The organism is Syntrophobacterales bacterium, from assembly GCA_019429105.1.
Classification (GTDB): domain Bacteria; phylum Desulfobacterota; class Syntrophia; order Syntrophales; family UBA5619; genus DYTH01.
In genome coordinates, this window is sequence record JAHYJE010000034.1 from 1 (window position 1) to 24,010 (window position 24,010).

The 24,010-nt window shown below is 55.2% G+C and carries 22 protein-coding genes; 15 read left to right on the top strand and 7 right to left on the bottom strand.

The window, feature by feature from the left end:
• Positions 1-265: 265 nt before the first annotated feature.
• The 3 genes from K0B01_11345 to K0B01_11355 are packed head-to-tail and all read right to left on the bottom strand — an operon-like array spanning position 266 to position 3,243.
• Positions 266-1,390, bottom strand: a complete 1,125-nt coding sequence (locus tag K0B01_11345) for a restriction endonuclease subunit S (GenBank protein MBW6486731.1) — start codon at positions 1,388-1,390, stop codon at positions 266-268.
• Positions 1,390-2,979, bottom strand: a complete 1,590-nt coding sequence (locus K0B01_11350; GenBank protein MBW6486732.1) for a type I restriction-modification system subunit M — start codon at positions 2,977-2,979, stop codon at positions 1,390-1,392. The genes K0B01_11345 and K0B01_11350 overlap by 1 nt, the downstream gene beginning before the upstream one ends.
• A gap of 27 nt (positions 2,980-3,006) precedes the next feature.
• Complete coding sequence (locus tag K0B01_11355; GenBank protein MBW6486733.1) at positions 3,007-3,243, bottom strand: addiction module protein; 237 nt, start codon at positions 3,241-3,243, stop codon at positions 3,007-3,009.
• 384 nt (positions 3,244-3,627) lie between these two features.
• Here K0B01_11355 and K0B01_11360 point away from each other — a divergent pair, with 384 nt between their 5' ends.
• The 6 genes from K0B01_11360 (at position 3,628) to K0B01_11385 (ending at position 10,041) form a co-directional block, all read left to right on the top strand.
• On the top strand, positions 3,628-4,899 hold the full coding sequence (locus K0B01_11360) for an ABC transporter substrate-binding protein (GenBank protein ID MBW6486734.1): 1,272 nt from the start codon (positions 3,628-3,630) through the stop codon (positions 4,897-4,899).
• Positions 4,900-5,014: 115 nt separating this feature from the next.
• Positions 5,015-5,887 (top strand): branched-chain amino acid ABC transporter permease, encoded by an 873-nt coding sequence (locus tag K0B01_11365; GenBank protein ID MBW6486735.1) that lies wholly within the window; start codon positions 5,015-5,017, stop codon positions 5,885-5,887.
• A 111-nt stretch (positions 5,888-5,998) separates the two neighbouring features.
• Positions 5,999-6,922, top strand: coding sequence for a branched-chain amino acid ABC transporter permease (locus K0B01_11370; protein MBW6486736.1), 924 nt, complete (start codon positions 5,999-6,001; stop codon positions 6,920-6,922).
• Positions 6,919-7,671: an ABC transporter ATP-binding protein gene (locus K0B01_11375; GenBank protein ID MBW6486737.1), complete on the top strand. Its 753-nt coding sequence runs from the start codon at positions 6,919-6,921 to the stop codon at positions 7,669-7,671. Before K0B01_11370 ends, K0B01_11375 begins: the two co-directional genes overlap by 4 nt.
• Before the next feature lie 2 nt (positions 7,672-7,673).
• Positions 7,674-8,420 carry an ATP-binding cassette domain-containing protein gene (locus K0B01_11380; protein MBW6486738.1) on the top strand — a complete coding sequence of 249 codons (747 nt, stop codon included), beginning with the start codon at positions 7,674-7,676 and terminating at the stop codon, positions 8,418-8,420.
• Positions 8,407-10,041, top strand: coding sequence for an acyl--CoA ligase (locus tag K0B01_11385; GenBank protein ID MBW6486739.1), 1,635 nt, complete (start codon positions 8,407-8,409; stop codon positions 10,039-10,041). The genes K0B01_11380 and K0B01_11385 overlap by 14 nt, the downstream gene beginning before the upstream one ends.
• A 34-nt stretch (positions 10,042-10,075) precedes the next feature.
• Here the strand turns inward: K0B01_11385 and K0B01_11390 are convergent, their stop codons facing one another.
• Positions 10,076-10,651, bottom strand: a complete 576-nt coding sequence (locus K0B01_11390) for a hypothetical protein (protein MBW6486740.1) — start codon at positions 10,649-10,651, stop codon at positions 10,076-10,078.
• Between the two features lie 132 nt (positions 10,652-10,783).
• Entirely contained in the window at positions 10,784-10,984 is a 201-nt protein-coding gene (locus tag K0B01_11395) for a hypothetical protein (GenBank protein ID MBW6486741.1), read from the bottom strand.
• Positions 10,985-11,459: 475 nt separating this feature from the next.
• Between K0B01_11395 and K0B01_11400 the strand changes: the two genes are divergently transcribed.
• Together K0B01_11400 and K0B01_11405 are read left to right on the top strand one after the other, a co-directional pair.
• Positions 11,460-11,654 carry a hypothetical protein gene (locus K0B01_11400; protein ID MBW6486742.1) on the top strand — a complete coding sequence of 65 codons (195 nt, stop codon included), beginning with the start codon at positions 11,460-11,462 and terminating at the stop codon, positions 11,652-11,654.
• A gap of 43 nt (positions 11,655-11,697) precedes the next feature.
• Positions 11,698-12,159, top strand: a complete 462-nt coding sequence (locus K0B01_11405) for a hypothetical protein (GenBank protein ID MBW6486743.1) — start codon at positions 11,698-11,700, stop codon at positions 12,157-12,159.
• A 201-nt stretch (positions 12,160-12,360) separates the two neighbouring features.
• On the opposite strand, the gene K0B01_11410 is transcribed toward K0B01_11405, so the two are convergent.
• Entirely contained in the window at positions 12,361-13,617 is a 1,257-nt protein-coding gene (locus K0B01_11410; GenBank protein ID MBW6486744.1) for a porin, read from the bottom strand.
• 845 nt (positions 13,618-14,462) lie between these two features.
• On the opposite strand from K0B01_11410, the gene acs reads away from it, so the two are divergent.
• The 6 genes from acs to nrfD all read left to right on the top strand — a co-directional run bounded on the left by acs (position 14,463) and on the right by nrfD (position 23,062).
• Complete coding sequence (gene acs, locus K0B01_11415) at positions 14,463-16,442, top strand: acetate--CoA ligase (protein MBW6486745.1); 1,980 nt, start codon at positions 14,463-14,465, stop codon at positions 16,440-16,442.
• Between the two features lie 319 nt (positions 16,443-16,761).
• A complete protein-coding gene (locus tag K0B01_11420) occupies positions 16,762-17,532 on the top strand; it encodes an electron transfer flavoprotein subunit beta/FixA family protein (GenBank protein ID MBW6486746.1) in 771 nt (256 codons plus the stop codon).
• 27 nt (positions 17,533-17,559) lie between these two features.
• The gene (locus K0B01_11425; protein MBW6486747.1) at positions 17,560-18,537 is read left to right on the top strand and encodes an electron transfer flavoprotein subunit alpha/FixB family protein; all 978 of its coding nucleotides are present in this window, start codon (positions 17,560-17,562) and stop codon (positions 18,535-18,537) included.
• A 276-nt stretch (positions 18,538-18,813) separates the two neighbouring features.
• A complete protein-coding gene (locus K0B01_11430) occupies positions 18,814-21,147 on the top strand; it encodes a molybdopterin-dependent oxidoreductase (protein MBW6486748.1) in 2,334 nt (777 codons plus the stop codon).
• Positions 21,148-21,164: 17 nt separating this feature from the next.
• Positions 21,165-21,851 carry a 4Fe-4S dicluster domain-containing protein gene (locus K0B01_11435; protein ID MBW6486749.1) on the top strand — a complete coding sequence of 229 codons (687 nt, stop codon included), beginning with the start codon at positions 21,165-21,167 and terminating at the stop codon, positions 21,849-21,851.
• A gap of 11 nt (positions 21,852-21,862) precedes the next feature.
• On the top strand, positions 21,863-23,062 hold the full coding sequence (gene nrfD / locus K0B01_11440) for a polysulfide reductase NrfD (GenBank protein ID MBW6486750.1): 1,200 nt from the start codon (positions 21,863-21,865) through the stop codon (positions 23,060-23,062).
• Here the strand turns inward: nrfD and K0B01_11445 are convergent.
• Positions 23,034-23,258, bottom strand: a complete 225-nt coding sequence (locus K0B01_11445) for a thiovarsolin family RiPP (protein MBW6486751.1) — start codon at positions 23,256-23,258, stop codon at positions 23,034-23,036. The genes nrfD and K0B01_11445 overlap by 29 nt on opposite strands.
• 37 nt (positions 23,259-23,295) lie before the next feature.
• Between K0B01_11445 and K0B01_11450 the strand changes: the two genes are divergently transcribed.
• Positions 23,296-23,763: a 4Fe-4S binding protein gene (locus K0B01_11450; GenBank protein ID MBW6486752.1), complete on the top strand. Its 468-nt coding sequence runs from the start codon at positions 23,296-23,298 to the stop codon at positions 23,761-23,763.
• Positions 23,764-24,010: the final 247 nt, after the last annotated feature.

The following is a 24,010-nucleotide window of genomic DNA, read 5'->3' on the forward strand; positions in this document are numbered from 1 at the left end:
ATTTTCATGAGCCTGATTCATACCTGCGTTCTGAGGGGCATCGATCCCTTCGGTTACTTGGTTGCCCTCCAGAAAAATTATCACGATGTCTTCAAAAACCCTCAAAACTGGATGCCCTGGAATTACCAGGAAGTCTCACACGTCAACGACTCTTGATTAGTTTGTTCCAACAATCATCCGATATCTTAAATCAAAAACCCTCTGCGACCTCACGCCCGAAGGCAAGGAAAACGTTTGACGCTTATCCGCAGCTCTAAATTTTTTTTCAGCTACGCAGGCTTGCCGGAAGGACACGTTCAATTCGTTGCGTAAATAGTGCGACAGATCCTTCATCTGGTCGGATCACTTGCATTCGATGAAAAGTATCTACAACAATCGTGTCGAACGTTGCTCCGCCTGTGTTTTTCTTTAGATAGGCTACCTGTTCAAGGGTCGTCATGAAAAGAAATGGCTGGCTAATACCGAACTTTCCACGCAACGCATAGCATGATTGGTTCATAGCCATAGGCACAACCGGCATGACGACCTTTCCAACGGTTCCTCGTGCAGTAATGAATACTGTCTGTGGTGGATATAGTTTGCTGTTACACTTTCGCAATCCAATCTCGGTAATCTGCTTTTCTGTCTCTGTCACAAAGAATGATGTGGGTGTATCTTTAGGGGCAAAGAACGGGATCTGTCCATCCCAATAATCTGAAACGGTTGTCTTTGGAGTGCCACCGCTTAATACGTCCGCAATTTGCGTGAATCGCACCGCCTCCCACCCTTCCGGAATCTGGCCGAGGGGCGACCCGACGAAGCGGGCGCGCTGGTGGCAGGGGAAGCGGAACTTGACGAACCACTCGCGGTAGAGGTTTTGCGCCATCTCCTCCAGAATTTTGATCCGCCGCAGGTTGTTCTCGATCAGGTCGTCGTAGGCCGAGAGAATCGCCTCGATTTTTCGCTGCGTGGAGAGTGGGGGAGATGGAACTTCGAGGTCAACGATTGATTTAAGATCGGCTCTCTGGCGCCCAGAAGCTCCCGACATGCTTTTTTCAGCCGGTTTTCTGATTAATTCAGATTTGGCAAGATAGTAGACGAATCCGGGATCTGAAACTCCTGGTCGTGCTCGGAACACAAAAAATTCAGTTGACCCAAATCCTGCTTGTCCTCCAACATCTTGATATTGAGCAATCTTCCCGTTCTCAAGACAGGGGGTTATCCTTGCGAACAGGGTATCACCAGGTAAAAATTTCGCTCCGCCGTTTTGGAATATACGATTCTGATTTGCATTCACATAACGCCTGTTCGGCTCTACTACACCCATTTCAACAAACGGATACTCTTTAGCTTTCTCTATTTTAACGCGAGGGTTGATCTCGACCAGTTCAGAGAAAGTTAACGTGTTCATCACACCCCTTCCAGCAACTTGACAACGTTCTCGGCGATCCGCGCTTCCAGTTCTCGGGCCTCGGCATTGAGTATTTCCAATTCCTCGTTCTGCTCCTCCAGCCGCGTCTTGAAGTCGAAATCGTCTTCTTCACGAGCGGCTACGCCCACGTAGCGGCCGGGGTTGAGGCTCCAACCCTGGGCTTCGATTTCGGAGAGATACGTCACCTTGCACAGGCCGGCAACGTCGATATACCTGGCGCCCTCACCCCCGGCCCCTCTCCCAGAGGTAGGGGAGAGAAAACCGTGTTTGACCAGCAGGTCGGTGCTGTCGTGCAGGTTCTCTGGTTTCTCGTCCCAGTAGAGCCGGACAATGTTGGCCAGAAACTCGATCTGCGCCGGGGTCCAGTCGCGATGGGCGCGGTCGATCTGGCGGTAGAGATGGCGGGCATCGATGAAGAGCACCTGGTCGGCCCGGGCCGTCTTGCCTTTGCCACGGTCGAAGAACCAGAGGGTGCAGGGCAGGGTGACGGTGTAGAAGAAGTTTGAGCCGACGGCGACCATCACATCCACGGCATGGGCTTCGAGGAGCTGTTTGCGGATTTCCAGTTCCGAGCTGCGGGCGTCGGAGGCGGAGTTGGCCATGACGAACCCGGCGCGGCCGGTTTCCAAAAGGGCGCTGTAGAAGATCTGGATCCAGAGGTAGTTGGCATTGTCGGTGCGGGGCAGGCCGAAGGGAAAGCGCGGGTCGTCCTTGAGCCGGTCTTTGTCCACCCGGTCTACGTTGAAGGGCGGATTGGCCATGACGAAATCGAACTTGCCGGGGGAGCGGTGCAGGTCCTCGTAGTAGGCGTTGCCCTGACGGATGTCGCCGGCCAAGCCGTGGACGGCGAGGTTCATCTTGCCCAGGCGGACGGTTTCGGCCACCTTCTCCTGGCCGTAGATGGAGAGCTCCGCGCCGGGGTTCTTCGGGTGCTCCGCGACGAAGCGGGCGCTCTGGACGAACATGCCGCCGGAGCCGCAGGCCGGGTCGAAGATGCGGCCCTGGAAGGGTTCGATGATGCCGACGATGAGCTGGACGATGGCGGTGGGGGTAAAGAATTCGCCGCCCTTCTGCCCCTCGCTCATGGCGAAGTGGCCGAGGAAGTACTCGTAGATCTTGCCGAAGGCGTCCCCCTCGATGTCCATGGGGACGGAGTTCATGGTCTTGAGCAGGGCGTTGAGCAGGCCGTTCTCGAAGCGGTTGTAGGCCTTGGGGAGGACGTCCTTGAGATCGGGGTTCTCCGCCTCGATGGCCTTCATGGCGTCGTTGATGGCCGCGCCGATGTTGGCCCCCTCGGGGAGGGCAATTAGCGTCGAGAAGCGGGCCGCTTCGGGCAGGTAGAGGACGCCGCGAGCCTGATAGTCCGCCGGGCCGATCTTTCGTCGTCCGCCGGTCCCGGTGTTGGTAAGTTCCTTGGCTGCCGCCTGGAACTTGTGGTCGGCGTAGCGCAGAAAGACGAGTCCCAGCACCGGGACAGAGTATTCGGAGGATTTCAGCTTGGAATTGGCCCGCAGCTCGTCGGCCGCGGCCCAGAGTCGGGATTCAATGTGGTTGCCGTTATGATTCATGCTTTGCTTCGGAATGAAAGGAGAAAGTCATTTCGCGAAACGCTCCCTGATTTGCGCAAACGCTCCTTCGCCGGGGCTTGATTTTATGCGGCCGGATCGTAATTCCGCGAGCCGACGTCTCGCAACTTTAATCCACTCATTTTCAAATTCCCTGTCTGCAGGATTAAGCATTCGGAGCAGTGAGTCGACAACCATCGCCCTTTCCTGAACTGGAAGAGACTCAGCTTCTTTCCAGCTTTCTGAATATTTCTCTGCGTCGACCATGCCAAGCCACTTTTCAGCCGAGATGACCGCACCTCTTTGACCCAACAATTAATATACGTACACTCAAATATCCAAGCTTTATACAAAATTTGTTCTTTGAATTGATGTTCATCTACGCTCAAGTTTATTGAAAAGTCAAATAATCATTTATTGAGTACCTGCCGTCAGGGATGGATTATTTGCTTGACAGCAGTTTATAATTCCGATACTCATCCTCGCTCCCGCTGAAAAATGGGTTCTACACCCGCGGATCAAGGCCCGGCATGACCGTTTAATAAGGTTTATGAAGTCTGCAGGAGACCTCGTTGAACGAAAACTGAGTTGATGTTGTTACTTTTGACAGGTCAATTTCAAGATAATAATCCAAATAAAAGGAGGAAGGGTATGAAAAGGCGATTAGGGGTAGTTGGTCTCTTTCTGGCAATGGGGTTGGTGTTTTCGTTTTTTGCGTACGCAGCCGAACCAATTGTTATCGGCGTGCCGACATCCACAGGATTTGTAGAAGGAAAAGAGGGGCTTGCCGTTGTGGAAATGGCGGTGGCGGAAATCAATGCCAAGGGTGGCGTAAAAGTCGGTTCCGAAAAAAGGATGTTCACGGTGGAAGCCATTGACATTCGTGATGCGGCCCCGGGTGTGCCGGTTCCCGAGGCTTTGATGGGAATTGAAAAGCTCATTCTGGAAAAGAAACCAACGGCCCTCCTCATTGGCCCCTTCCGCTCCGAGGCGCTCTTGGCGGCGATGGATATCTTTACCAAGTATAAGGTACCCATGATCGGGTCGATCGCCATGACCCCTGCTTCCGAGGCAAAAATAAAGCAGGAGCCGGACAAGTATAAATACGTTTTCCGAACCTGTCTTAATGCCAAGTACCTGGTCGGCTATCTTGTCGGAACCATGTCTTTCCTGAACAAGGAATTCGGCTTCAACAAGGTGTACATCATGCATCAGGATGTGGCTTGGGCCAGGGGGACGGCGGGCGGGATTGTTAAAAGCTATTTCGAAAAAGCCGGCTGGACCGTCGTCGGACAGGAGAGTTATCCGACGGGAGCTTCCGACTTTTCATCCGCGTTGATGAAGGCCCGGAGCGGCGGCGCCCAGGTGATCCTTCCCATTTTCGATATGCCCCAGAGCGGAACATTGGTAAAACAATGGAAATCGATGAAGGTTCCGGCGCTCTTGGCCGGATTTATTTCTCCGCTGGCCGGACCGGGCGCCTGGAAGACCTTTGATAAAAAAATCGGGGGCGCCGTCAACTGCAATTTTGAAATGGGAAGTGCCGTTGCTTCGCCAAAGGTCCCTCAATCCGTGGAATTTTTAAAAGCTTACCAGAAGAAATTCGGAAAGCCCATGGAGGCCGGTCATGGCCCTGCCCCCACTTATGAATCGGTTTACATCTTGAAAGAGGCGATTGAGAGGGCCGGAAGCCTTGACCCGGATGCCCTGGTCGCGGAAATCAAAAAAACAGACCGGACCGGCGTTATGGGGCGCATCAGATTCGATGACGGCCAGCAGGCTATTTTCGGCAACGATCCCAAGGAAACCGCCGTCGCCAGTGTTTTTCAGTGGACCGACAAGGGTGAACGGGTTAATGTTTATCCTGAGGCCATTGCCGATGCAAAGATAAAGCTGCCTGCCGGTTTGAAGGTGGCGAAGTAGTTAAAGACACAAAAGCTCAGGCTGTTGGGATGCCGTCTAACAGCCTGAGTCGTAAAAAAATTGTAAGCGCTTTGCCGTCAATCGGTGAGAATGCTGCACAGGGGGTATGCCGGGGATGTTGTTAGGGACGATAATTTACGCGGTCATCAACAGCGTTATTCTGATTCTGATGTCCATTGGTTTTAACCTGACTTTCGGCATCAGCGGAATCTCCAACTTTGCCTACGGCGCCCTGTATATACTTGCCGCTTTTGTGACCTGGATGCTGATTCAGCTTGTGGGGCTCCCCTATCTGGCTTCGGCTCTCATCTCCATTTTCTTTACCGCATTCATCGGCGCCCTGATGTATCGTTTTATCCTGATGCGAGTCCGGGGGCAGGTTCTTTCCGAGGTGATCGCCACTTTCGGCATCGGACTGGCCATTCTCGAATTTTTCCGGTATCTGGGTTTTGTCGGCGTGGAGTATGCGCTTCCCGTGTTTATCGATGAGAGCTTCATGGTAGGCGACGTATATGTGGACGCGCAGAGGATGCTGATCGTGGCGGCCGGTATAGTTCTGGTCATTCTGCTCTGGCTGTTTGTTCATTATACGTCCACGGGGCTGGCTTTCCGGGGCATTGCCCAGGATGAGCGCACTGCCCTGACCTTCGGCATGGATTCGGACAGGATTGCCACGCTTAGCGTCTCTCTGGGCGCTGGCCTTGCGGCCATTGCCGCGACGGTTATTATTCCTTTGGGCACCATTTCCGTCAGTCAGGGGTACGATGTTCTGATCAATGCCCTGGCCGTCTCGATTATCGGGGGGCTGGGAAGCACCGGCGGCGTGATTGTGGCGAGCCTGCTTGTGGGCTTTGCCCAAAGATTTACGGATACTTACATTGGCTCCCACTGGACGATGATCGTGAGCCTGGTGGCAATCCTGCTGGTACTTGTGATCAAGCCGTCAGGTATTTACGGAAAACAGAAGGAGTTGGAAGAGCGGATTTGAGTCAGGGGTTTTTGGAGGGCGAAGGGCAGCGTGAAGAAACGAAAAGAGAGAATTGATCGGGGCATCAAGGTCAGGTCCGAGGATATTTTTGCCCTCAGCTCCTGGCGGGAGATGCTCTATCTTGCCGCGCCGAGACTGATCCCCGCGGCCGCTTTTATTGTTCTGCCGCTGATTCTCGGCCCGTACTGGCAAAGGGTGCTTCTTTCCGTCGCCGTTTTTGCGCTCCTGGCAATCAGTTGGGATATTCTTGCCCAGACCGGGATGGTTTCGCTCGGGCAGGCGCTCTTTTTCGGGATGGGCGCCTACTGCTCGGGAATTTTAAACCATTATTTCGGGATTTCCCCTTTTCTGGCGATCCCGCTGGCCGCATTTCTGGGAGGAGTAATCTGCACGCTTCTGCTGATGCCGGTTCTGCGGCTGCGCGGCGTCTATTTTACGATGGTGACGCTGATTGTTCCCCTGATGATTGAGCGGGTGATCGAGGCGACCAAAATATTCGGGGGCACCGAGGGGATAAGCGGGCTGGCGGTTCTGCCTTCCAAATGGCTGGAGCTGTACATCCTCATGGCCGCTCTTGCGGCCGCCCTGTTCGGGTTCAGGCGGATGATGACGTCGGATTACGGCCTGGTGCTCACGGGGATCAAGGATAACGACCGCTCTGTCATGAACGCGGGGATCAATATCTACTGGTTCAAGATCCAGGCCCTGTTCATTGCCGGTTCTGTCGGCGCCTTTGCGGGGGCGATGATGACCCATGTTTACCGCTTTGTGGGCATGCCTGTCTTCGCGCTTGATTATTCCATCCTTCCCATTGCGGCCGTCATGGTCGGAGGTCCCGGTTCCTTTGCCGGGGCGGTGCTGGGCGCCTTTATTCTGGTTCCCCTTTCCGAGGCTCTGCGCGCCTTGGGGGGATTGAGGATAGTTTTCTACGGTGTTTTTCTCGTCATCTTTGTCGTTGGCCTGCCCGAGGGGATATTTCACTTCATTTCCCGCAAGTACAGCCAGTTCGAGCGCTGGACGGAGGTGGATAAATGAGTGAAAGTCCGTTGCTGGAAGTCAGGGAGCTTTCGAAATCCTTTGGAGGGGTGCAGGCGGTAAACCGTATCAGCTTTGACCTTCACAAGGGCGATCTCCTCGGGATCATCGGCCCGAATGGTTCCGGCAAGACCACGACGGTGAACCTGATTTCGGGTTTTGTGAAGGCCTCCTCCGGGAAGGTCTTCTTCAAGGGGCAGGATATCACGAGCATGGCGCCCTACAAAATCGTGCGTCTCGGCATTGCCCGAACGTTTCAGATGGTGAAGCCGTTCTATCAATTGCCCGCCTACAAGAACATGATCATTCCCCTTTACTCTCCGCGCGTCAAGGCGCTTGCCGGAGGCAAATACGGCGACCGCAACGCCGTCGCCCTTGACCTGCTCGAAGAGGTGGGTTTTGAAAGGGATAATCAGGTCGCCTACAAGGTTGCCAGCGTCCTTCCGCAGGGTTATCTCAAAAGGCTGGAGCTCGCCAAGGCCATTTCCCTTCAGCCCGAGATAATGATTCTGGACGAGCTTTTCTCGGGTTTAAGCCTGGCCGAGGTGGCAAGCATCGTGCCGATCATCGAAAAACTCCTGTCGGAGGGGAAAACGATTATCATGATTGAGCATCGGCTCAAGGAGCTCTTCCGAATTGCCAGCCGGGTGATTGTGCTCAACTTTGGGGAGAAGATAGCGGATGGAGCGGCCAAAGAGGTGATGGAGAGCGAGGCAGTCAAGGAAGCCTATCTTGGTTCGGAAGAATGATTATGCTTGATGTTCAGAATCTAATGGTATTTTTTGAAAACGCGCTGGCCCTCAATGATTTCAGCATGAAGGTCGAAGAGGGGGAGATTGTGGGCATTATCGGCTCCAACAGCGCCGGGAAGACCACCCTGATGAATACGCTTTCCGGCCTGATCATCGACATGCGCACAAAGGAGAAACGCAAGGGCGGCGAGAGAATTACCATTTACGGCAAGATTTTATATAAAGGAGAAGATATATCGGAGACCAGCCCGAGCGACCGGGTACGGAAGGGCATCGTCCTGTCGCGGGAAAGGCATCCGGTTTTTCCGGAAAGCTCCGTTGTGGAAAACCTGAAAATTGCCGGATATCTTCGTACGAAAGCAGAAATCCGCGAGGCTATGGAATATGCCTACAAGCTGTTTCCCGCCCTGATCGGCTTGAAGAAAAGAAAGGCGGGATTCCTGAGTGGCGGGGAGCAGCAGATGCTCGCCATCGGCATGAGTCTGGTGGTCAAACCCAAACTGCTGCTGCTGGATGAACCGCTTCTGGGCCTCAGCCCCATGATGCAGAAGCTGCTCGTAAAGGCGATCTGCAGACTGAAAGAGGAATCGGGAACCACGGTTCTGCTGACGGAGCAGTTCGCAAGGCCTGTGCTTCCGATCATTGACCGGGGCTATGTCATAGAGAACGGCATGCTGACGCTTACCGGCACCGGCCGGGAGCTTATGGACAATCCCGAAATCAAGGCGGCTTATTTTGGAATATAATATCTATGCCTCTTTCGAGGCAACTGCCCTGAGGCGGGGCGACAATACGGCGGTTATCTATCTTGGCACCCGGTATTCCTACCGGGAGTTGAAGAATCTGGCGGAACGTTTTGCCGCGGTACTGCTGGGTCTGGGCGTGACCCCCGGCCAGAAGGTGATGCTTTACATCCCCAATACGCTCCAGTGGGTGGTCGCGTGGCTCGGCATCCAGCGGGTGGGCGCAGTCGTCGTTCCCATAACTCCTATCTACACACCCCACGATTTGAGCTATATCGCCAACGACAGTGGAGCGGAGGTCGTTGTCTGTGCGGATACCAACTTTGGATATGTGAAGAAGGTTCTGCCGGAGACCCAAATAAAAACGGTTATTGTCACCCGCATGGCTGATCTGCTGCCCTGGTGGAAGCGTTTTTTCGGGTATCTTTTTGATGTGGTCCCGAAAGGAAAGATTGCACTTGATGATAAAACGCATTCTTTCCGCGAGTTGTTGTTTAATAACGAACAAAAAATAGACAGCTTGCCTCTGCTGAGCCGGGACGGCCGGGACGTCGCTGAAATCCTTTATACCGGCGGCACCACAAAGTTCCCCAAAGGGGTACCCTTTACCCACGATCTTTATCTTGTCTCCATGGCGGAGCAGATCAGCGTGAGCGACCCCCTCGTTCCGGCGGAAAAGAACATCATCTTTGGCAATGCGCCCCTTTTTCACATCCTGGGGCAGACGTGCAGCCTCGCTACGCTCTTCGTGGGAGGAACGCTGATGCTTCAGCCAAAAGTAAATGTGGATGCCACCTTTGAAGGCATTGAGCGCTTCCGGGCGACCACCATGATCGGGGTGCCGACCCTCTACCGGATGATGCTCGAACACGACCGGCTCGACCAGTACGATCTGAGCTCAGTCGTCTATTGGTACAGCGCCGGGGACGTTCTCCCCGTGGAGGTGGGAAGGCGCTGGGAGGAGAAATTCGGCAAGGTCATTTATCAGGGTTATGGCGCGACCGAGACCTGCGGGGGTGTCGCCATGTGCCCGGTAACGATCGACAATCCACCCAAGAGCGTGGGACGGGTGGTCCCCAGCAAGAGGATCAAACTGGTCGATACGAATACCCTCGAACCGGTTAAGCTGGGCGAGCCGGGGGAGCTTCTTGTCAATTCTGATCTCATGGTAAGCAGCTACCTGAATAAGCCGGAAGAAACAGCGGATTCGTTCATCGAAATAGAAGGCCGCACGTGGTATCGCACCGCGGATGTCATGTCCATGGATGAGGATGGCAATATCTTTTTCGTGGATAGAACCGTCGATACGATAAAGCACAAGGGCTACCGGGTGTCAGCCTCGGAGATCGAAGCCGTGCTTCAGGAGCATAATGCGGTGGTGGGCGCCTGCGTGGTGGGGGTGCCCGATGAGAAGGTCGGGGAGAGAATCAAGGCATATGTGGTTCTCAAGCAGGACGTCAAGGGAATCACCGGGTATGATCTGATCAAGTGGTGCCGAAAAAATCTCGTTGCCTATAAAGTCCCCCAGTACATTGAATTCCGGGACATGCTCCCCAAATCAAAGGTAGGAAAACTCCTGCGCCGGGAAATCAGGGACGAGGAAAAAAGAAGGACCGACGGCTGAGACCGTCGTCTATGTGTCCTCCTTCATGCCGTCCCTAATAATACTGCCGGATGTAGGCATAGGCCCGGTCGAATAGTTCCTGGTCTGTGTGCAGCTTGTACTTGAGCAGCGCCTTGCGGAGTTCTTTCTGTACCAAGCGTTCGCCCTGGCTCGTGTGTTGCCAATCGGGAAAACGTACCTTCTTCACAATTTCATCGATGTCGGCAACGATTCGCTCGACGATGATGTGGGTATTCTGGCTCCTGGCCTCGGAGAAGAGCTCGGTAAGCACCTCCTTGGCCCGGTCGCGTTCCTCTACCGGATCCGTTTCCTTTTCCGCTTCCAGAACTTCCTTGGCGATTTCGAGGATCTGCTTGAGGAACTCCAGGCTGGTCAGAAAGCCCTGCTCATGGCGTTCCTTGACTTTCTCCAGCCGTTCGCCGAGCGCCACGAACTTGGCATGGCCCAGGTGTCGGCGCAGGCGGGCGATCAGCATGATCTCGATCTCGCGGCCTTTCCTGGCAGGGTCGGCGTCCGCCAGGATTTCTTCCAGCACCTGCGCATCGAGGAACAGCGTTTCGATATCGTCGCGCACCGACTCGACATGGACATTTTGATTGATGAGGTCCACCGTCTTGGCGCCCAGGGAATGCCAAAGCAACTTGCCGTTGCCGCTGGGCGGCTTGACGGATTCTTAGACCTGCGTCAGCCAGCGGTAGTCCTTTTCGTAAGGGCTGAGGCACGGGTCGGGGGAGAGGGCTTCCTATATCGTGCCCAAGACGATGTATTCAGAGGCAAACTTGTCCCGCGTCTCGTTATTCGGCAGGCACTGCTGGGCCGCGCTCAGCCCTTCATAGTCGCCTACCGTGCGGTCCACACCGGCGAAGAAGGCCAGGCACTTCTGCCACTGACACTTTGCCCTGGATCGCGGCGAAACGGATTCGCTGATCCTGATGGAGAGCAATGCGGATGCCTTGTTTCTTACAGATGACGCTTCCGCCCGCATGGTTGCCGAACGTATGGGGTTCAGGGTTCACGGAACGATCGGTATCATTGTCCGCGCGATCAGACAGGGGCGAAAAAGTCCGGCAGAGGTATAGTCCATTCTCGGCAGCATACCGTCACGAAGTACATTGTTCATAAAGCCATCGCTTTTAAAGGAAGTTACCGTTCGGATCAGGAAAGAATTCGACCTATAATCTGTATTATGTCACCGGGTTTTCTTTAATCTGTATTATGTCACCGGGTTTTCTGTCACCGGGTTTTCTTAATATGACTCTGACTCCTATTATTAAAGAATCGCTTGCATATTGTGGTTTAACAGGTAAGATGACTACCCATAGTGAATTACATTGCCAACGGATAGTGCCAACGGATAGGATAGGTTGGAGGGATCAGTTGACGTTTCAGGTTGAATAAGAAATTCAAGGAGTCTTACGATGAAGACCGTTCAGGCTGAAGTGCCCGAGGCACTCTATAACAAGGCCGTGGCCTTGGTGAACGAGGGATGGTACCGCGACGAGAAAGACGTTTTTTTGGAAGCAATCCGACGCTTTCTCGATACCCACCAATCGGAATTAATGGAAAAGAATATCCTTGAAGACGTCGAGTGGGGTCTTCACGGCGATGACTGAGGAACCCGGGTCTATCGTATGAGATACCGGCCCCATTATCCATTTGGACGAACTCGGCTGTCTTGATTTTCTTGCCGACTTCGATAAAATCATTCTTCCCCTATCCGTAGTCGAAGAAATCGAAAAACACCGTCCCATTGCCCTGACGGTGAAACTGCCGTTCCAGGTATTACGCGCCCAGCATCCCGCGGAAGAACATCTCAAGGCCATGTGCAGAATCTTTGCCCTGGATCGCGGCGAAACGGATTCGCTGATCCTGATGGAGAGCAATTCGGATGCCTTGTTTCTTACAGATGACGCTTCCGCCCGCATGGTTGCCGAACGTATGGGGTTCAGGGTTCATGGAACGATCGGTATCATTGTCCGTGCGATCAGACAGGGGCGAAAAAGTCCGGCAGAGGTATTGTCCATTCTCGGCAGCATACCGTCACGAAGTACATTGTTCATAAAACCATCGCTTTTAAAGGAAGTTACCGTTCGGATCAGGAAAGAATTCGACCTATAATCTGTATTATGTCACCGGGTTTTCTTGTTCGGATCAGGAAAGAATTCGACCTATAATCTGTATTATGTCACCGGGTTTTTAATCTGTATTATGTCACCGGGTTTTCTAAATTAATATGACTCTGACCCCAATTAAAAAACCCCGGGGATTGCTCCCCGGGGCCAAGCTAAAATTTTCCTGTGAAACTAAACAAACCTTCCCTTAGAAGCTCAGGGTCAGCTTGTTCATCAGGATGTAGTCGTCGTCAACCTTCGCGGCGGCAACGCCCTTCTTGTAGTAATCACCGGTCCACAGATAGCCGGCGCCAACCATGTAGGTCAGGTTGTCGTAGAGCTTGTAGGCGGCAGTGACGTCGAATTCCAGACCGTAGTCTTTATCCCAATTAGCGGCGACCTTATCCGCCTTGGCGTAGGTCAGGGCGGCGCCCGCCGAGAATTTCGGCGTTACCTTGTAATTGGCGAAGACGTTGATAATCTGGAGACCGGTGCTGATATTGGCGTTGCCGGCGGTGTTGACATCGCCACCGGACCAGGTAGCCAGGTCGTCATTCATCAGGATCAAAGCGGGGTTCCAGTCGGCGCCTTTGCCGGGACCGGTCTCATCCTTGTCGTTGGTACCGGCATCATCGCCCTTGGACCAACCAAGCTGAACACCAACTTCGGCAGGGCCAGCCTTTGTCGTTGCACGGAGGAACGCGCCCCATCCTTCATAATCTATGTCGGCTGCACCCGAATCAAATTCAGCCTTTTTCCCGAAAATGTAGTTGAGTTCGGCTTCAACAAAAACGGATCCGAAGGTTGCTTTCATGTAGGGGTAGAGGATCTGCTTGGTCGTTCTGAACGCAGCGGGTGTAGGCCTGTTGTCAGCCTTGTCTATGTATCCATACAGAAGGCCTGCCGAACCACCCTTGAACGGATAGATCGCAGCGAGGTAGTAGGCGTCCATGTCGGCGTCAACTAATGCCAACGCATTGTTCTCGACATGCTTTTCATAGATCGCGACCAGGATCATCGGGCCGACTTTGGTGGTCAGCTTGACTCTCGGGCGGGTTGTTCCACTGTCGGCCCAGTCAATACCCCAGGCGCCGGCTGCCTGGTAACCGACATCGAACTTGCCGATGCCAGAGTTGAACGTCACATAGCCGCGTTCCCAGTCAAAGCCTGTATTTCCTCCACCTGATTTAAACTTGGACCGATCAACGTTCCAGTTCCCTTCCATCGCGTCCATCCGGGCGGTGAAGGTCAGGCCTTCGGCGATCTTGAAGACCGGCTGGAGCCTGATTCTCTGGAACATATAGGCGCGTGAATAGGAAGCATCGCTATCCGCCAGGCTGGGGTTGTCGTCATAGACGCCAACCACATAGTACGACCCGCCGAACTTTACGTCCACGGCGGACGCGGTCCCGCTTACGGCCACGATCAGGCCGAGGGCGAGGATTGCTGCAAATAACTTCTTCATTTTTTCCTCCTGAATGTTGTTTGTTTATCCCCACGGGCATGGGGAGAAGTTCAATAAAGGCACACGCTGCGCCTCTACTGCCGCGGTCTTCTCTTCAGCCGGTTCCGCAGCCGGCGGGGGATGAAAAATCCCTTTTAAAAACCGCTTTTTCAAAAATCCTCGGGGCTTTCCCTCCTTTCCTGATGGTCTGATACAATTTGCGCGAAAGCTACCACTGCCTTGCGGCATTGTCAAGCCCGAATAAGCGCCGGGTGAAACCTTCCGCGTGTGCAGCAGCAGAGGCAGCAAGCAACAGACATGCCAATAGCCCCGCGGCGGTGCACAAAAATCCGGAAAGAAGCCGGCAAGCGGGCCGGGTATTTGTCCGGAACCACTCGTATTTACTGCCTTCGTCTTCGCAAGTGCCCTTTCCTGAAGGGCGCTCCTCCGGCAAAAACAAAAACAGGCCCGTGCAGCCCGAAAGTGGGGTGTTGCCATGGCGGATGCGGCTGGTGTGTCAAAAGAGACACATTTTTTCCGAGGAGTCAGGCCGACATTTTTCGTTTGCCCCGGCGTGACAGCCTGCGCGTGAACCGGCGTCGTCGAAGCGCAGTTGCGGGAGGAAATATTTCTTGACATCGGCTGTACCTTGAGATAATGCCGATAGGGCGTGTTTCTGACTTATGGTCAAATAGTGACTGTCGTTCATGGTCGCTGAAGCGCCATGCAACAGTGATTTCGTTTGACTGTCAGGGGACGTAAAAACTTACCTCGGTCGGGGAGGGCGTGGGGCGACCGGGAATTTCCGGGGCGTGTTTTTGACAAAACGCTGTCGTCTGGTACAACCTTTTATATAGGAGGATGCCATGGAAGAAGCGAAAAAAACACAGTTGGAGCAGGTTTATCCACCGTCGGCAAGGGTTACGGAAGCATCGTATATCAAAAGCAGGGAGGAATACGAGGCGCTCTACCGGGAATTTCTCAGTGATCCTCCCGCCTTCTGGGCGAAACAGGCCGATGAATATCTGTCCTTTTTTAAAAAGTGGGAGAAGGTTGAGGATTACAATTTCGACATCCGCAAGGGGCCGATCAGCGTCAAGTATTTCGCCGGCGCGAAGCTGAATGTTTCTTACAACTGTCTTGACCGCCACCTCGAAAAAAAGGGCGATAAGACCGCGCTTTTGTGGGTCGGTAACGAGCCGGGGGAGGAGCGGAAAATAACCTACCGGGAGCTCCATCGGGAGGTCTCGAAATTCGCCAATGTCCTTAAATCACGAGGGGTTAAAAAGGGAGACCGGGTGTGCATCTACATGCCGATGGTCCCCGAAGCGGGAATCGCGATGCTGGCCTGCTCCCGGATCGGTGCGATTCACACCGTCGTCTTCGGCGGCTTCAGCCCCGACGCCCTGGCCGTCCGGATCAAGGATTCGCTGGCGAAAATCCTGATCGTCTGCGACGGTTCGTTTCGCGGGGCGAAGGCCGTTCCGCAGAAAAAAGACGCCGATACCGCGCTTGCGGAATGCCCGTCGGTCGAGCATGTGATCGTGGTAAAGAGGGTCGGCGAGCGACTGGGAAAAATCGACTGGACGCCCGGCCGCGATCTGTGGTGGCACGAGGAGATGGAGCAGGTCTCCGACGTCTGCGAACCGGAATGGATGGACGCCGAGGATCCACTCTTTATCCTCTATACCTCCGGTTCCACCGGCAAGCCGAAGGGCGCGCTCCACACCACCGCCGGCTATCTGCTTTTTATCGCCTACACCCATAAACTGGGCTTCGACATCAATGAAAACGACATCTGGTGGTGCACCGCCGACATCGGCTGGGTGACCGGTCACAGCTACGTTCTCTACGGCCCCCTGTGCAACGGCGGCACGTCGCTGATGTTCGAGGGGGTTCCCAACTACCCGACCTACAGCCGCTTCTGGCAGATCGTCGAAAAATACCGGGTGACGAAGTTCTACACGGCGCCCACGGCGATCCGCGCGATTGCCCGGGAAGGAAACCAGTGGGTGGAAGGGATTGACCTGTCGTCGCTCAGGATTCTCGGCTCGGTCGGCGAACCGCTCAATCCGGAGGCGTGGCTCTGGTATTACAACGTCATCGGCCAGGGGCTCTGCCCGATTGTCGATACCTGGTGGCAGACGGAAACGGGCGGCTTCATGATCTTTCCTTTGCCCGGCGCGATCCCGATCAAGCCGGCGATGGCGACGCTGCCGATCATGGGGGTGGTTCCCGCCCTGGTTGACGACACCAGCGGCGCGGAACTCAAGGAAACGGTCGCCCGCGGCGCTCTTTGCATCAAGCGGCCCTGGCCCGGCATCACCCGGACAATCTACGGCGATCACAAGAAGTACGAAGCGACCTACTTTGAATCTTTTCCCGGCTACTATTTCGCCGGGGACGGCGCGCTTCGGGACGAGGACGGCTATTACCGGATTACCGGGCGCATTGACGACGTGATCAACGTCTCCGGCCACCGGATGGGAACCGCCGAGGTGGAGGCGGCGCTCAACTCCCACGAGAAGGTCGCCGAGTCCGCCGTCGTCGGTTATCCGCACGAGATCAAGGGGCAGTCTATTTACGCGTATGTGACCTTGAAGGCGGGAATAGAGAAATCGGACGAGCTGAAAAAGGAACTGGTCGTGCATGTGCGCAATGTCATCGGCCCCATAGCGACGCCGGAGAAGCTCCAGTGGGCGGACGGGCTTCCGAAGACCCGGAGCGGCAAGATCATGCGGCGGATTTTGAAGAAGGTCGCCGCCAACGAGATCGGGGACCTCGGCGATACCAGCACGCTAGCGGATCCGGCGGTCGTCAATGATCTGATCAAGAACAGGCTGTAGAAGTGTTGGGGGTGAAACAGGCGGGACGCAAATCGATTGTGTTTAAATGTAAAATAAATTAGGAGAGCCAATTGCAAAACTATTTGTCATTCCCGAAAGCGGAGCTTAATGTACACAATGCTTCTATCGGGAATACGGTTTTTCAAGCAGTTAGAACCAGATTATGAACATTAAACTTCGTTTTCCCGCTTAAAATCATTGCGGGAATGACAGAATGTGAGAGTTTTGCAATTGCCTCAAGAGGTAGCAACTAATTTTTTAGAGGATGCACGAAAGGACGACGACGGTTGTCCCGATGCGTCACAAAAAGGAGGAGAATGTGAATATTGTTGCATGTGTAAAACAGGTTCCGGATACGGAAGCGCAGATCAGGGTAAAGGCCGACGGTTCAGGCATTGAGGAGGGCGGCATCAAATGGGTCATGAACCCCTATGACGAATACGGGGTGGAAGAGGCCCTCCGTCTGAAGGAGAAAAACGGCGGCGAGGTTACCGTAATCTCCTTGGGACCGGCGCGGGTGATGGAAACGATCCGCACAGCCCTCGCGATGGGTGCGGACAAGGGGATTCATATCTCCGACCCGGCTTTTGACGGGGCTGATGCCTATACGACGGCCTCCGCGCTGGCCGCGGCGCTAAAGGATCTCAATCCGGACATCATCTTCTGCGGACAGCGGGCGATTGACGGCGACCAGGGGCAGGTGGGCGCGATTCTGGCGGATCTTCTTGATATTCCGCAGGTTTCGATTATTACAAAACTTGATTATGCCGACGGGGCCATCAAGGTCATCCGGCCGATTGAAGGGGCGCAGTTGCTGATCGAGGCAAAACTCCCCTGTCTTGTTACCGCCCAGAAGGGGCTCAACGAACCGCGCTACGCCTCGCTTCCCGGGATCATGAAGGCGAAAAAGAAGCCGGTTGACGTGAAAGATGCCGCCGCCCTGGGCGTAACGCCTGCGGCAAACGCGAAGGTTGTCAAATTTGTGCCTCCGCCGGCGCGCGCCGCGGGGAAGATAGTCTGCGGGGACGATCCGGCGGCGAAGGCAAAGGAACTGGCCCGACTGCTGCGGGAAGAGGCGAAGGTTATTTAATTTTCCTAATAAATGGAGGATGGAAATATGGCAAAAGGGGTATGGATTGTTGCAGAGCAGAGGGACGGCGCCCTCCGCAAGATCAGCTTTGAATTGGCCAGCACGGCCAGGAGGCTGGCGGACGAGCTGGGAGAAGAGGTAGGCGCGGTTCTCTGCGGCTCGGGGATTGAGGGGATCGCCGGACAGTTGGCGAAGTACGGAGTTGACAAGGTTTTTGTGGCGGATGCGCCCGAGCTCGAACCCTACACGACCGACGCCCATTCGGCGGCGGTAGCGAAGATTGTCAAGGAAAACGATCCGTCGATCCTGCTGCTCGGCGCTTCGACCCAGGGGAGGGACCTCTCCGCGCGCCTGGTGGGAAAACTCGCCACCGGCATGGGGACGGACTGCGTCGGCGCGAAGATCGTGGACGGCAAGCTGCTTTTGACGAGGCCGATGTATGCCGGCAAGTGCTTCGGCGAGGTGGCGATTTCTTCTTTTCCGCAGATGGCCACTCTCCGGCCGAACGTTTTTCCCGCCGTTGAGAATCCGAAGGCCGGGGAGATCGTGAAATTTGACCCGGCCCTGGATGCAGCCAAGCAAAAAACCAGGGTGCTGGAGGTGCAGAAGGATGCGAGCGGCAAGGTCGATCTGACGGAGGCAACCATCATCGTCTCCGGCGGCCGCGGGATGAAGGGCCCGGAGAATTACGTAATTATTGAGGAACTGGCGAATGTTCTCGGCGCCACGGTCGGGGCCTCCCGCGCGGCGGTGGACGCCGGCTGGAGACCGCAGACCGATCAGGTAGGCCAGACCGGCAAGATCGTCTCTCCGAATCTTTATGTCGCCTGCGGCATTTCCGGGGCGATCCAGCATCTGGCCGGAATGGGCTCCTCCAAGGTCATAGTGGCGATCAACAAGGATGCCGAGGCGCCGATCTTTGCCCGCGCCGACTACGGCATCGTCGATGACCTCTTCAAGGTGGTGCCGGAACTGACGAAGGCGTGCAAGGAACTGCTTGCGTAACCAGTTAGTTCCCTAATGGTTCGAAAACTGCGTAAGCCGTTGATGCGTGCAAGGAACTGCTTGCGCAGCCAATGAATTCCCTCCCCTTGGATGGTGAAGGGGGAGCCCTTCCCTTACTTCCCTCCCCCTGGATGGTGAAGGGGGAGCCCTTCCCTTACTTCCCTCCCCCTGACAGGGGGAGGGTCAGGGTGGGGGTATTGACCAACAGATGCATTACTTGCCCCGCCACCCCAACGGGGAAGGGTTTCTAATCCTGGGATTTCCGAGGAATATCAAATGAAAAGCGAAGATGCTGTCAGTCAGAAAAAGCCAGGCGGATTAAAATTTGACAGAAGAACCTTCATCAAGCTGTCGGCTTTGACCGGCGCCGCCATCGGGGCCGGTCAGGTACTGGGACCCGCCATTACCCACTCCTCTGATCCGGTTCCCCCGGGCGCTGCCGCGCCGCTTGACGAAAAATGGATCAACACCTCCTGCATCAACTGTCCCGCCCGCTGCGCAATCAAGGTGCGGGTGACGGGCGGCAAGGCGGTCAAGATCACCGGAAACCCGCTTTCCCGCGTTTCGGAAGGCAAGGTGTGCCCCCGCGCCTACGTGGGGCTGCAGGTGCTCTACGATCAGGGGCGGATCAATTCTCCGTTGAAGAGGACAAATGCCCAAAAGGGAAAGGGGGTTGATCCTAAATGGGCGCCCGTTTCCTGGGAGGAGGCCCTCGATGAAATTGTTAGACGTCTCCAGGCGATCCGGCAGAAGGAGGAGCCGCACAAGCTCCTGCTTTTCAGTGGTCTTAATACGAGAAGCAGCGAGGATCTGATCGCCCGCTTTGCGGAGGCCTACGGAACGCCCAATCTCGTTTCCGGAGACGCGCTCGAGGCGGAGACGCTCAAGGCGGGCAACTGGATGGCTGACGGCCGTTACGGCGATGCAGCCTACGACCTTGACAACACAAACTACATCCTCGCCTTCGGAGCGGACATCCTGGAGTCGTCCCGGCCACTGGCCCGGCTGCTCCGCAAATGGGGCAAGATGCGCAGGGAAAAGCCGAACCGCACCAAAATCGTCGTTATCAATCCCCGCTATTCGCTGACCGCGGCTAAAGCCGATTGGTGGGCGCCGATCAATCCCGGTACGGACGCCGCCCTGGCGATGGCCCTGGCTCATGTTATCATTCGGGAAAATCTCTACGACAGCGCTTTTGTGAGCCGCTGGACGGCAGGGTTTGACGCCTACCGAAAACTGGCGCTCGACGAGTACAGCCCGGAGGAGGTTGCAAAAATTACCGGCGTTGACGCAGACGACATCCGCAAAATGGCAAGGGAGTTTGCCGGGACAAGGCCGGCAATCGCCATCGGCGGCAGGGAAGCGGTTGACTGGACGAACGGTTCGTACACCGCCTACGCGATTGCCTGTCTGAACGCCCTGGTCGGGAGCATTGATGTCCCGGGCGGCGTTATCTACCAGGAAGGCGTCAAATTCTCGCCGCTGCCCGGGATCGCCGAGGATGGAATCGTGAAGAAGGGCAAAAGCCAGCCGGCCCTGGATTTACGAAAAACCGCAAAATATCCCCTGGCCGAGGTGGTGACGAACCAGATTCCGGAGTCGCTGCTCAAGGGCGAACCGTACCCGGTGGAGATGGCGATCGGCTTCAACAGCAACTTCAATATGCTTGCCCCGGGGATGGAAAAATGGGACGAAGCGCTCGGGAAAATCCCGTTTTACGTTCATATAGCCCCGTTCGTAAGCGAAATGGCGTTCGCTGCCGATCTCATTCTGCCGGCCACGACCTATCTTGAAGAGTGGGCGTATGATTTTTCGCCTCCCGGTTCCGGTTTTGCGGAGTTGAAACTCAAGCAGCCCGTTATCCCCCGACGGGGTAAGAACAGGCCGATTCCTGAGGTAATTTTTGAAATCGCCAAAAAGACCGGCGGCGTTGTCGCCAATGCCTTTGTCGGCCTCGGCGACAACGCCGAGGGGTTTGTAAAATACCGCACCGCGTCGCTTCTGTCCTGGAAAGAGTTTGTCGAGACGGGGGTATGGATCGGGAATGATTACGAGTATCGCAAATATGAGCGGCTGTTCGCCACCCCTTCCAAAAAATTCGAGTTTTATTCGGGGAATATGAAGGCGCTTTTTGCCGCGAAGCAACTGGCGGCGGGCGACTTGAGCTTCCTGCCCCATTACGCGGCGCCGAAGTTCATAGGAGAGGCATCCGCCTTTCCCCTCGTGCTGCTTCCCTACCAGCCCTTGATGGTTGTCGAAAACGGCAGCCAGAATTACCCGTGGGCGCAGGAGGCGTTTCTGCCGATGTGCGGGGTGGGCTGGCAGGTTTTCGCCGAGATGAACACGGACACGGCCAAGAAGCTGGGGCTTAAAAACGGCGGCTTTGTCTGGGTGGAGTCCGCCGCCGGCAAAATCCGGGCAAAGGTCAAATTTTCCGAGGGAATCCATCCGGAGGTGGTGGCGATGGCGACCGGCCAGGGCCACTGGTCCTACGGCAAATGGCAAACGGGCATTGGCGTTAATCCCAATGAAATAACAGGGTTGGATTATGACTCTTTGAGCGGCCAGTCCGCCTTCTTCAACACGAGGGTCAAGGTTTACAAGGCTTAAGATAAGGAGCTGAAAGTATGCCACGGTGGGGAATGGTAATTGATCTGGACAAGTGTGTCGGCTGTCAGGCATGCACGGTCGCCTGCAAGGCGGAAAACAATGTCCCGCATGGTTCGCCCGAGGAGCAGCAGGAGCGCAGGGATTTTTTCTGGAACAAGATGATCGCCGCGACCAGCGGCAGGTACCCCTCGGTAAAAACGGAACTGATCCCGATGCCCTGCATGCATTGCGATAAGGCCCCCTGCGTGACGGTATGTCCTGCGGAGGCCACGTATCGAAGGGCGGACGGAATCATCGTGCAGGATTTCAGAAGATGCATAGGCTGCAAGTACTGCATCGTCGCCTGTCCTTACGGGGCCCGGAACTTCAATGGCAAGGAGCAGGAAGAAAAGGAGTACTCCCGTCACGACCTTCCGCCCGATCGCAAATCATGGGGCCCCTGGCCGTTTCCGACCAGAACCCACGGCGTGGTTGAGAAGTGCACCTTCTGTTTCCACCGCATCGATCAGGGTCTGAAAGAGGGGAAGAAGATCGGCACGGAGGTCGTTCCCGCGTGCGTTGAGGCCTGTCCCTCCGGGGCGCGGATTTTCGGAGATATGGACGATCCCAAAAGCAACGTGTCCCGAACGCTGGCGTCGCGGGACAGCTTCCAGCTCAGGGAGGAGCTCTCCACGCACCCCAAAGTCTATTATTTACCTAAATGAGGTCGTTTCCGATGAATACGGAGTCTAATGTGCAAAAATTAGCATTCAGCAAGATGGAAGGCCGGTCAGGTAATTTTGCGATACTGCAATGGGTGCTGATTGCCCTGTGCTTAGTCGGGGTTGCCGGGTTCTTTATCATGTACATAGTGGGGCATAACACGCTTGGCTCCTCCAGCGTCGTACCCTGGGGGATGCCGATCATCCTCGCGATTTATCTGATCGGTCTGAGCGCCGGCTCCCTTATCCTCTCTTCCTTGACCTATGTCTTCGGAAAAGAGCAGTACCGGCCGATCGCGCGGCTGGCGGTCTTTATGGCGCTGGTCTTGATCCTCGGGGCGATGCTTGGCATCGTCCTCGACCTGGGCAGGCCGGAGAAGAGCTGGCGTCTTTTCGCGTTTTTCGTGATGAACAACATGCGTTCGATGTTCGCGATCAACGGGATTCTCTATGGCGGCTATTTCCTGATCAGCCTAATCTACCTGAGCTTTATCTTTGCCGAGAACAAGAAAGTCACAAAAATCATGGGGATTGTCGCGGTAAGCTGGGCTTCGCTGGTGCACATGGGCACAGGGGCGATTTTCGGCTTCATTGCGACCCGTCCCATCTTCTACTCCCCGATCAAGCCCCTGGAGTTTCTGTCGGCGGCGATGGTCTCCGGTCTGGCGCTCCTCATCCTGGCAATATATTTTGTCTTCAAGTTTACCGGGCGGAAGTACGATCAGGCGATCATTTTTCAGTTGAGCCGCCTGCTGTTGGCCTTGATCGCCTTTTTGACGCTGCTGGTTTTTATTGACAAGCTGACCCATTTTTACCCGCCGCACCGCGACGCGGTGATCTGGCTTTTGACGGGGCCGTTTGCCTGGATATTCTGGGGGCTGCAAATCGTCTGCGCCTATGTGATCCCCATGATTATTTTAATAAATCCCCGCACGTGCAAGTCGCTGAAATGGGTTCTCGCGGCTGCATTTTTCGTGGTCGTCGGCATCTTCGGCGAGCGTTTTGCCCTGGTGGTGCCGGGGACGGCCCAGCCGCTGCCGCTTTATCCGGGCCAGATCGAAGGCACCTGGGGCATGGCGGGGACATTTTTCCCCTCACCGGTAGAAATGATGGTTTCGGTCGGGATCTTTGCGCTGATGGGGCTGATTTTCATCATGGGGCTGAAAAATTTGGAGCTGCTCCCCGTTACCAATGACGAAGGTGAAAAGGCGTGAACAAAAAACAATTCCCTCCCCCCTTGACGACGGAGGAGGCAGGCGTGAACAAAAAACAATTCCCTCCCCCTTTGACGACGGAGGAGGCAGGCGTGAAAAAAAAACAATTCCCTCCCCCCTTGACGGCGGAGGAGGCAGGCATGAACAAGAAACAATTCCCTCCCCCCTTGACGACGGAGGAGGCAGGCGTAAACAAGAAAAAATTCCCTCCCCCTGGCAGGGGGAGGGTCAGGGTGGGGGTTGGTGGTGAAAAGCTGAGCCGCCGGGAGCTGCTCCTGGGCGCCTGGGCAAAACAGAAAGTTTTCCCGGTGATCGACGGAGAGAAATGCACCGGATGCGGTCTTTGCGCCCTGCGCTGCGAACAATCAGCGCTGGCGGTTATAACGGACGACGACGAGGAAAACTACAGGCTTGTTTTCACCGACGCTCTCTGTACTGCCTGCGGAGACTGCGAAACGGCCTGCCCGGAAAAATGCCTGACGCTGGAAAATACCCCGGAACAAGGCGTCAGAGATGATAAACGCATTGTTTTTGAGGACGAGATGACCCGGTGCAGCGAGTGCGGGGTTCTGATGTTTCCCGCGGCGATGGTGCGCCATCTGCAGGAGAAGACCCGGGCGGCGGGTACAGGGGAAATACCCTTCGGCCTGTGCCCCGAATGCAGGATGGAAAGGCAGATCGCCATGAACATACTGAATTGATACCGAGGCGAGAAAATGTTTTGGGTAAGGGGTGCGTTCATGGCTGCCCCCTTGTTTTTACGAGTTGAGCCAATTGCAAAACTATTTGTCATTCCCGAAAGCGGAGCTTAATGTACACAATGCTTCTATCGGGAATACGGTTTTTCAAGCAGTTAGAACCAGATTCCCGCTTAAAATCATTGCGGGAATGACAGAATGTGAGAGTTTTGCAATTGCCTCGAGTTCATTGCAATTAGAGGAAAAACCG

Excerpts from the sequence above, each read along its gene's own strand:
- K0B01_11345 (MBW6486731.1), bottom strand. The coding sequence starts at position 1,390 with ATGAACACGTTAACTTTCTCTGAACTGGTCGAGATCAACCCTCGCGTT.
- K0B01_11350 (MBW6486732.1), bottom strand. The coding sequence starts at position 2,979 with ATGAATCATAACGGCAACCACATTGAATCCCGACTCTGGGCCGCGGCC.
- K0B01_11355 (MBW6486733.1), bottom strand. The coding sequence starts at position 3,243 with ATGGTCGACGCAGAGAAATATTCAGAAAGCTGGAAAGAAGCTGAGTCT.
- K0B01_11360 (MBW6486734.1), top strand. The coding sequence starts at position 3,628 with ATGAAAAGGCGATTAGGGGTAGTTGGTCTCTTTCTGGCAATGGGGTTG.
- K0B01_11365 (MBW6486735.1), top strand. The coding sequence starts at position 5,015 with ATGTTGTTAGGGACGATAATTTACGCGGTCATCAACAGCGTTATTCTG.
- K0B01_11370 (MBW6486736.1), top strand. The coding sequence starts at position 5,999 with ATGCTCTATCTTGCCGCGCCGAGACTGATCCCCGCGGCCGCTTTTATT.
- K0B01_11375 (MBW6486737.1), top strand. The coding sequence starts at position 6,919 with ATGAGTGAAAGTCCGTTGCTGGAAGTCAGGGAGCTTTCGAAATCCTTT.
- K0B01_11380 (MBW6486738.1), top strand. The coding sequence starts at position 7,674 with ATGCTTGATGTTCAGAATCTAATGGTATTTTTTGAAAACGCGCTGGCC.
- K0B01_11400 (MBW6486742.1), top strand. The coding sequence starts at position 11,460 with ATGAAGACCGTTCAGGCTGAAGTGCCCGAGGCACTCTATAACAAGGCC.
- K0B01_11410 (MBW6486744.1), bottom strand. The coding sequence starts at position 13,617 with ATGAAGAAGTTATTTGCAGCAATCCTCGCCCTCGGCCTGATCGTGGCC.
- acs (MBW6486745.1), top strand. The coding sequence starts at position 14,463 with ATGGAAGAAGCGAAAAAAACACAGTTGGAGCAGGTTTATCCACCGTCG.
- K0B01_11425 (MBW6486747.1), top strand. The coding sequence starts at position 17,560 with ATGGCAAAAGGGGTATGGATTGTTGCAGAGCAGAGGGACGGCGCCCTC.
- K0B01_11430 (MBW6486748.1), top strand. The coding sequence starts at position 18,814 with ATGAAAAGCGAAGATGCTGTCAGTCAGAAAAAGCCAGGCGGATTAAAA.
- K0B01_11435 (MBW6486749.1), top strand. The coding sequence starts at position 21,165 with ATGCCACGGTGGGGAATGGTAATTGATCTGGACAAGTGTGTCGGCTGT.
- nrfD (MBW6486750.1), top strand. The coding sequence starts at position 21,863 with ATGAATACGGAGTCTAATGTGCAAAAATTAGCATTCAGCAAGATGGAA.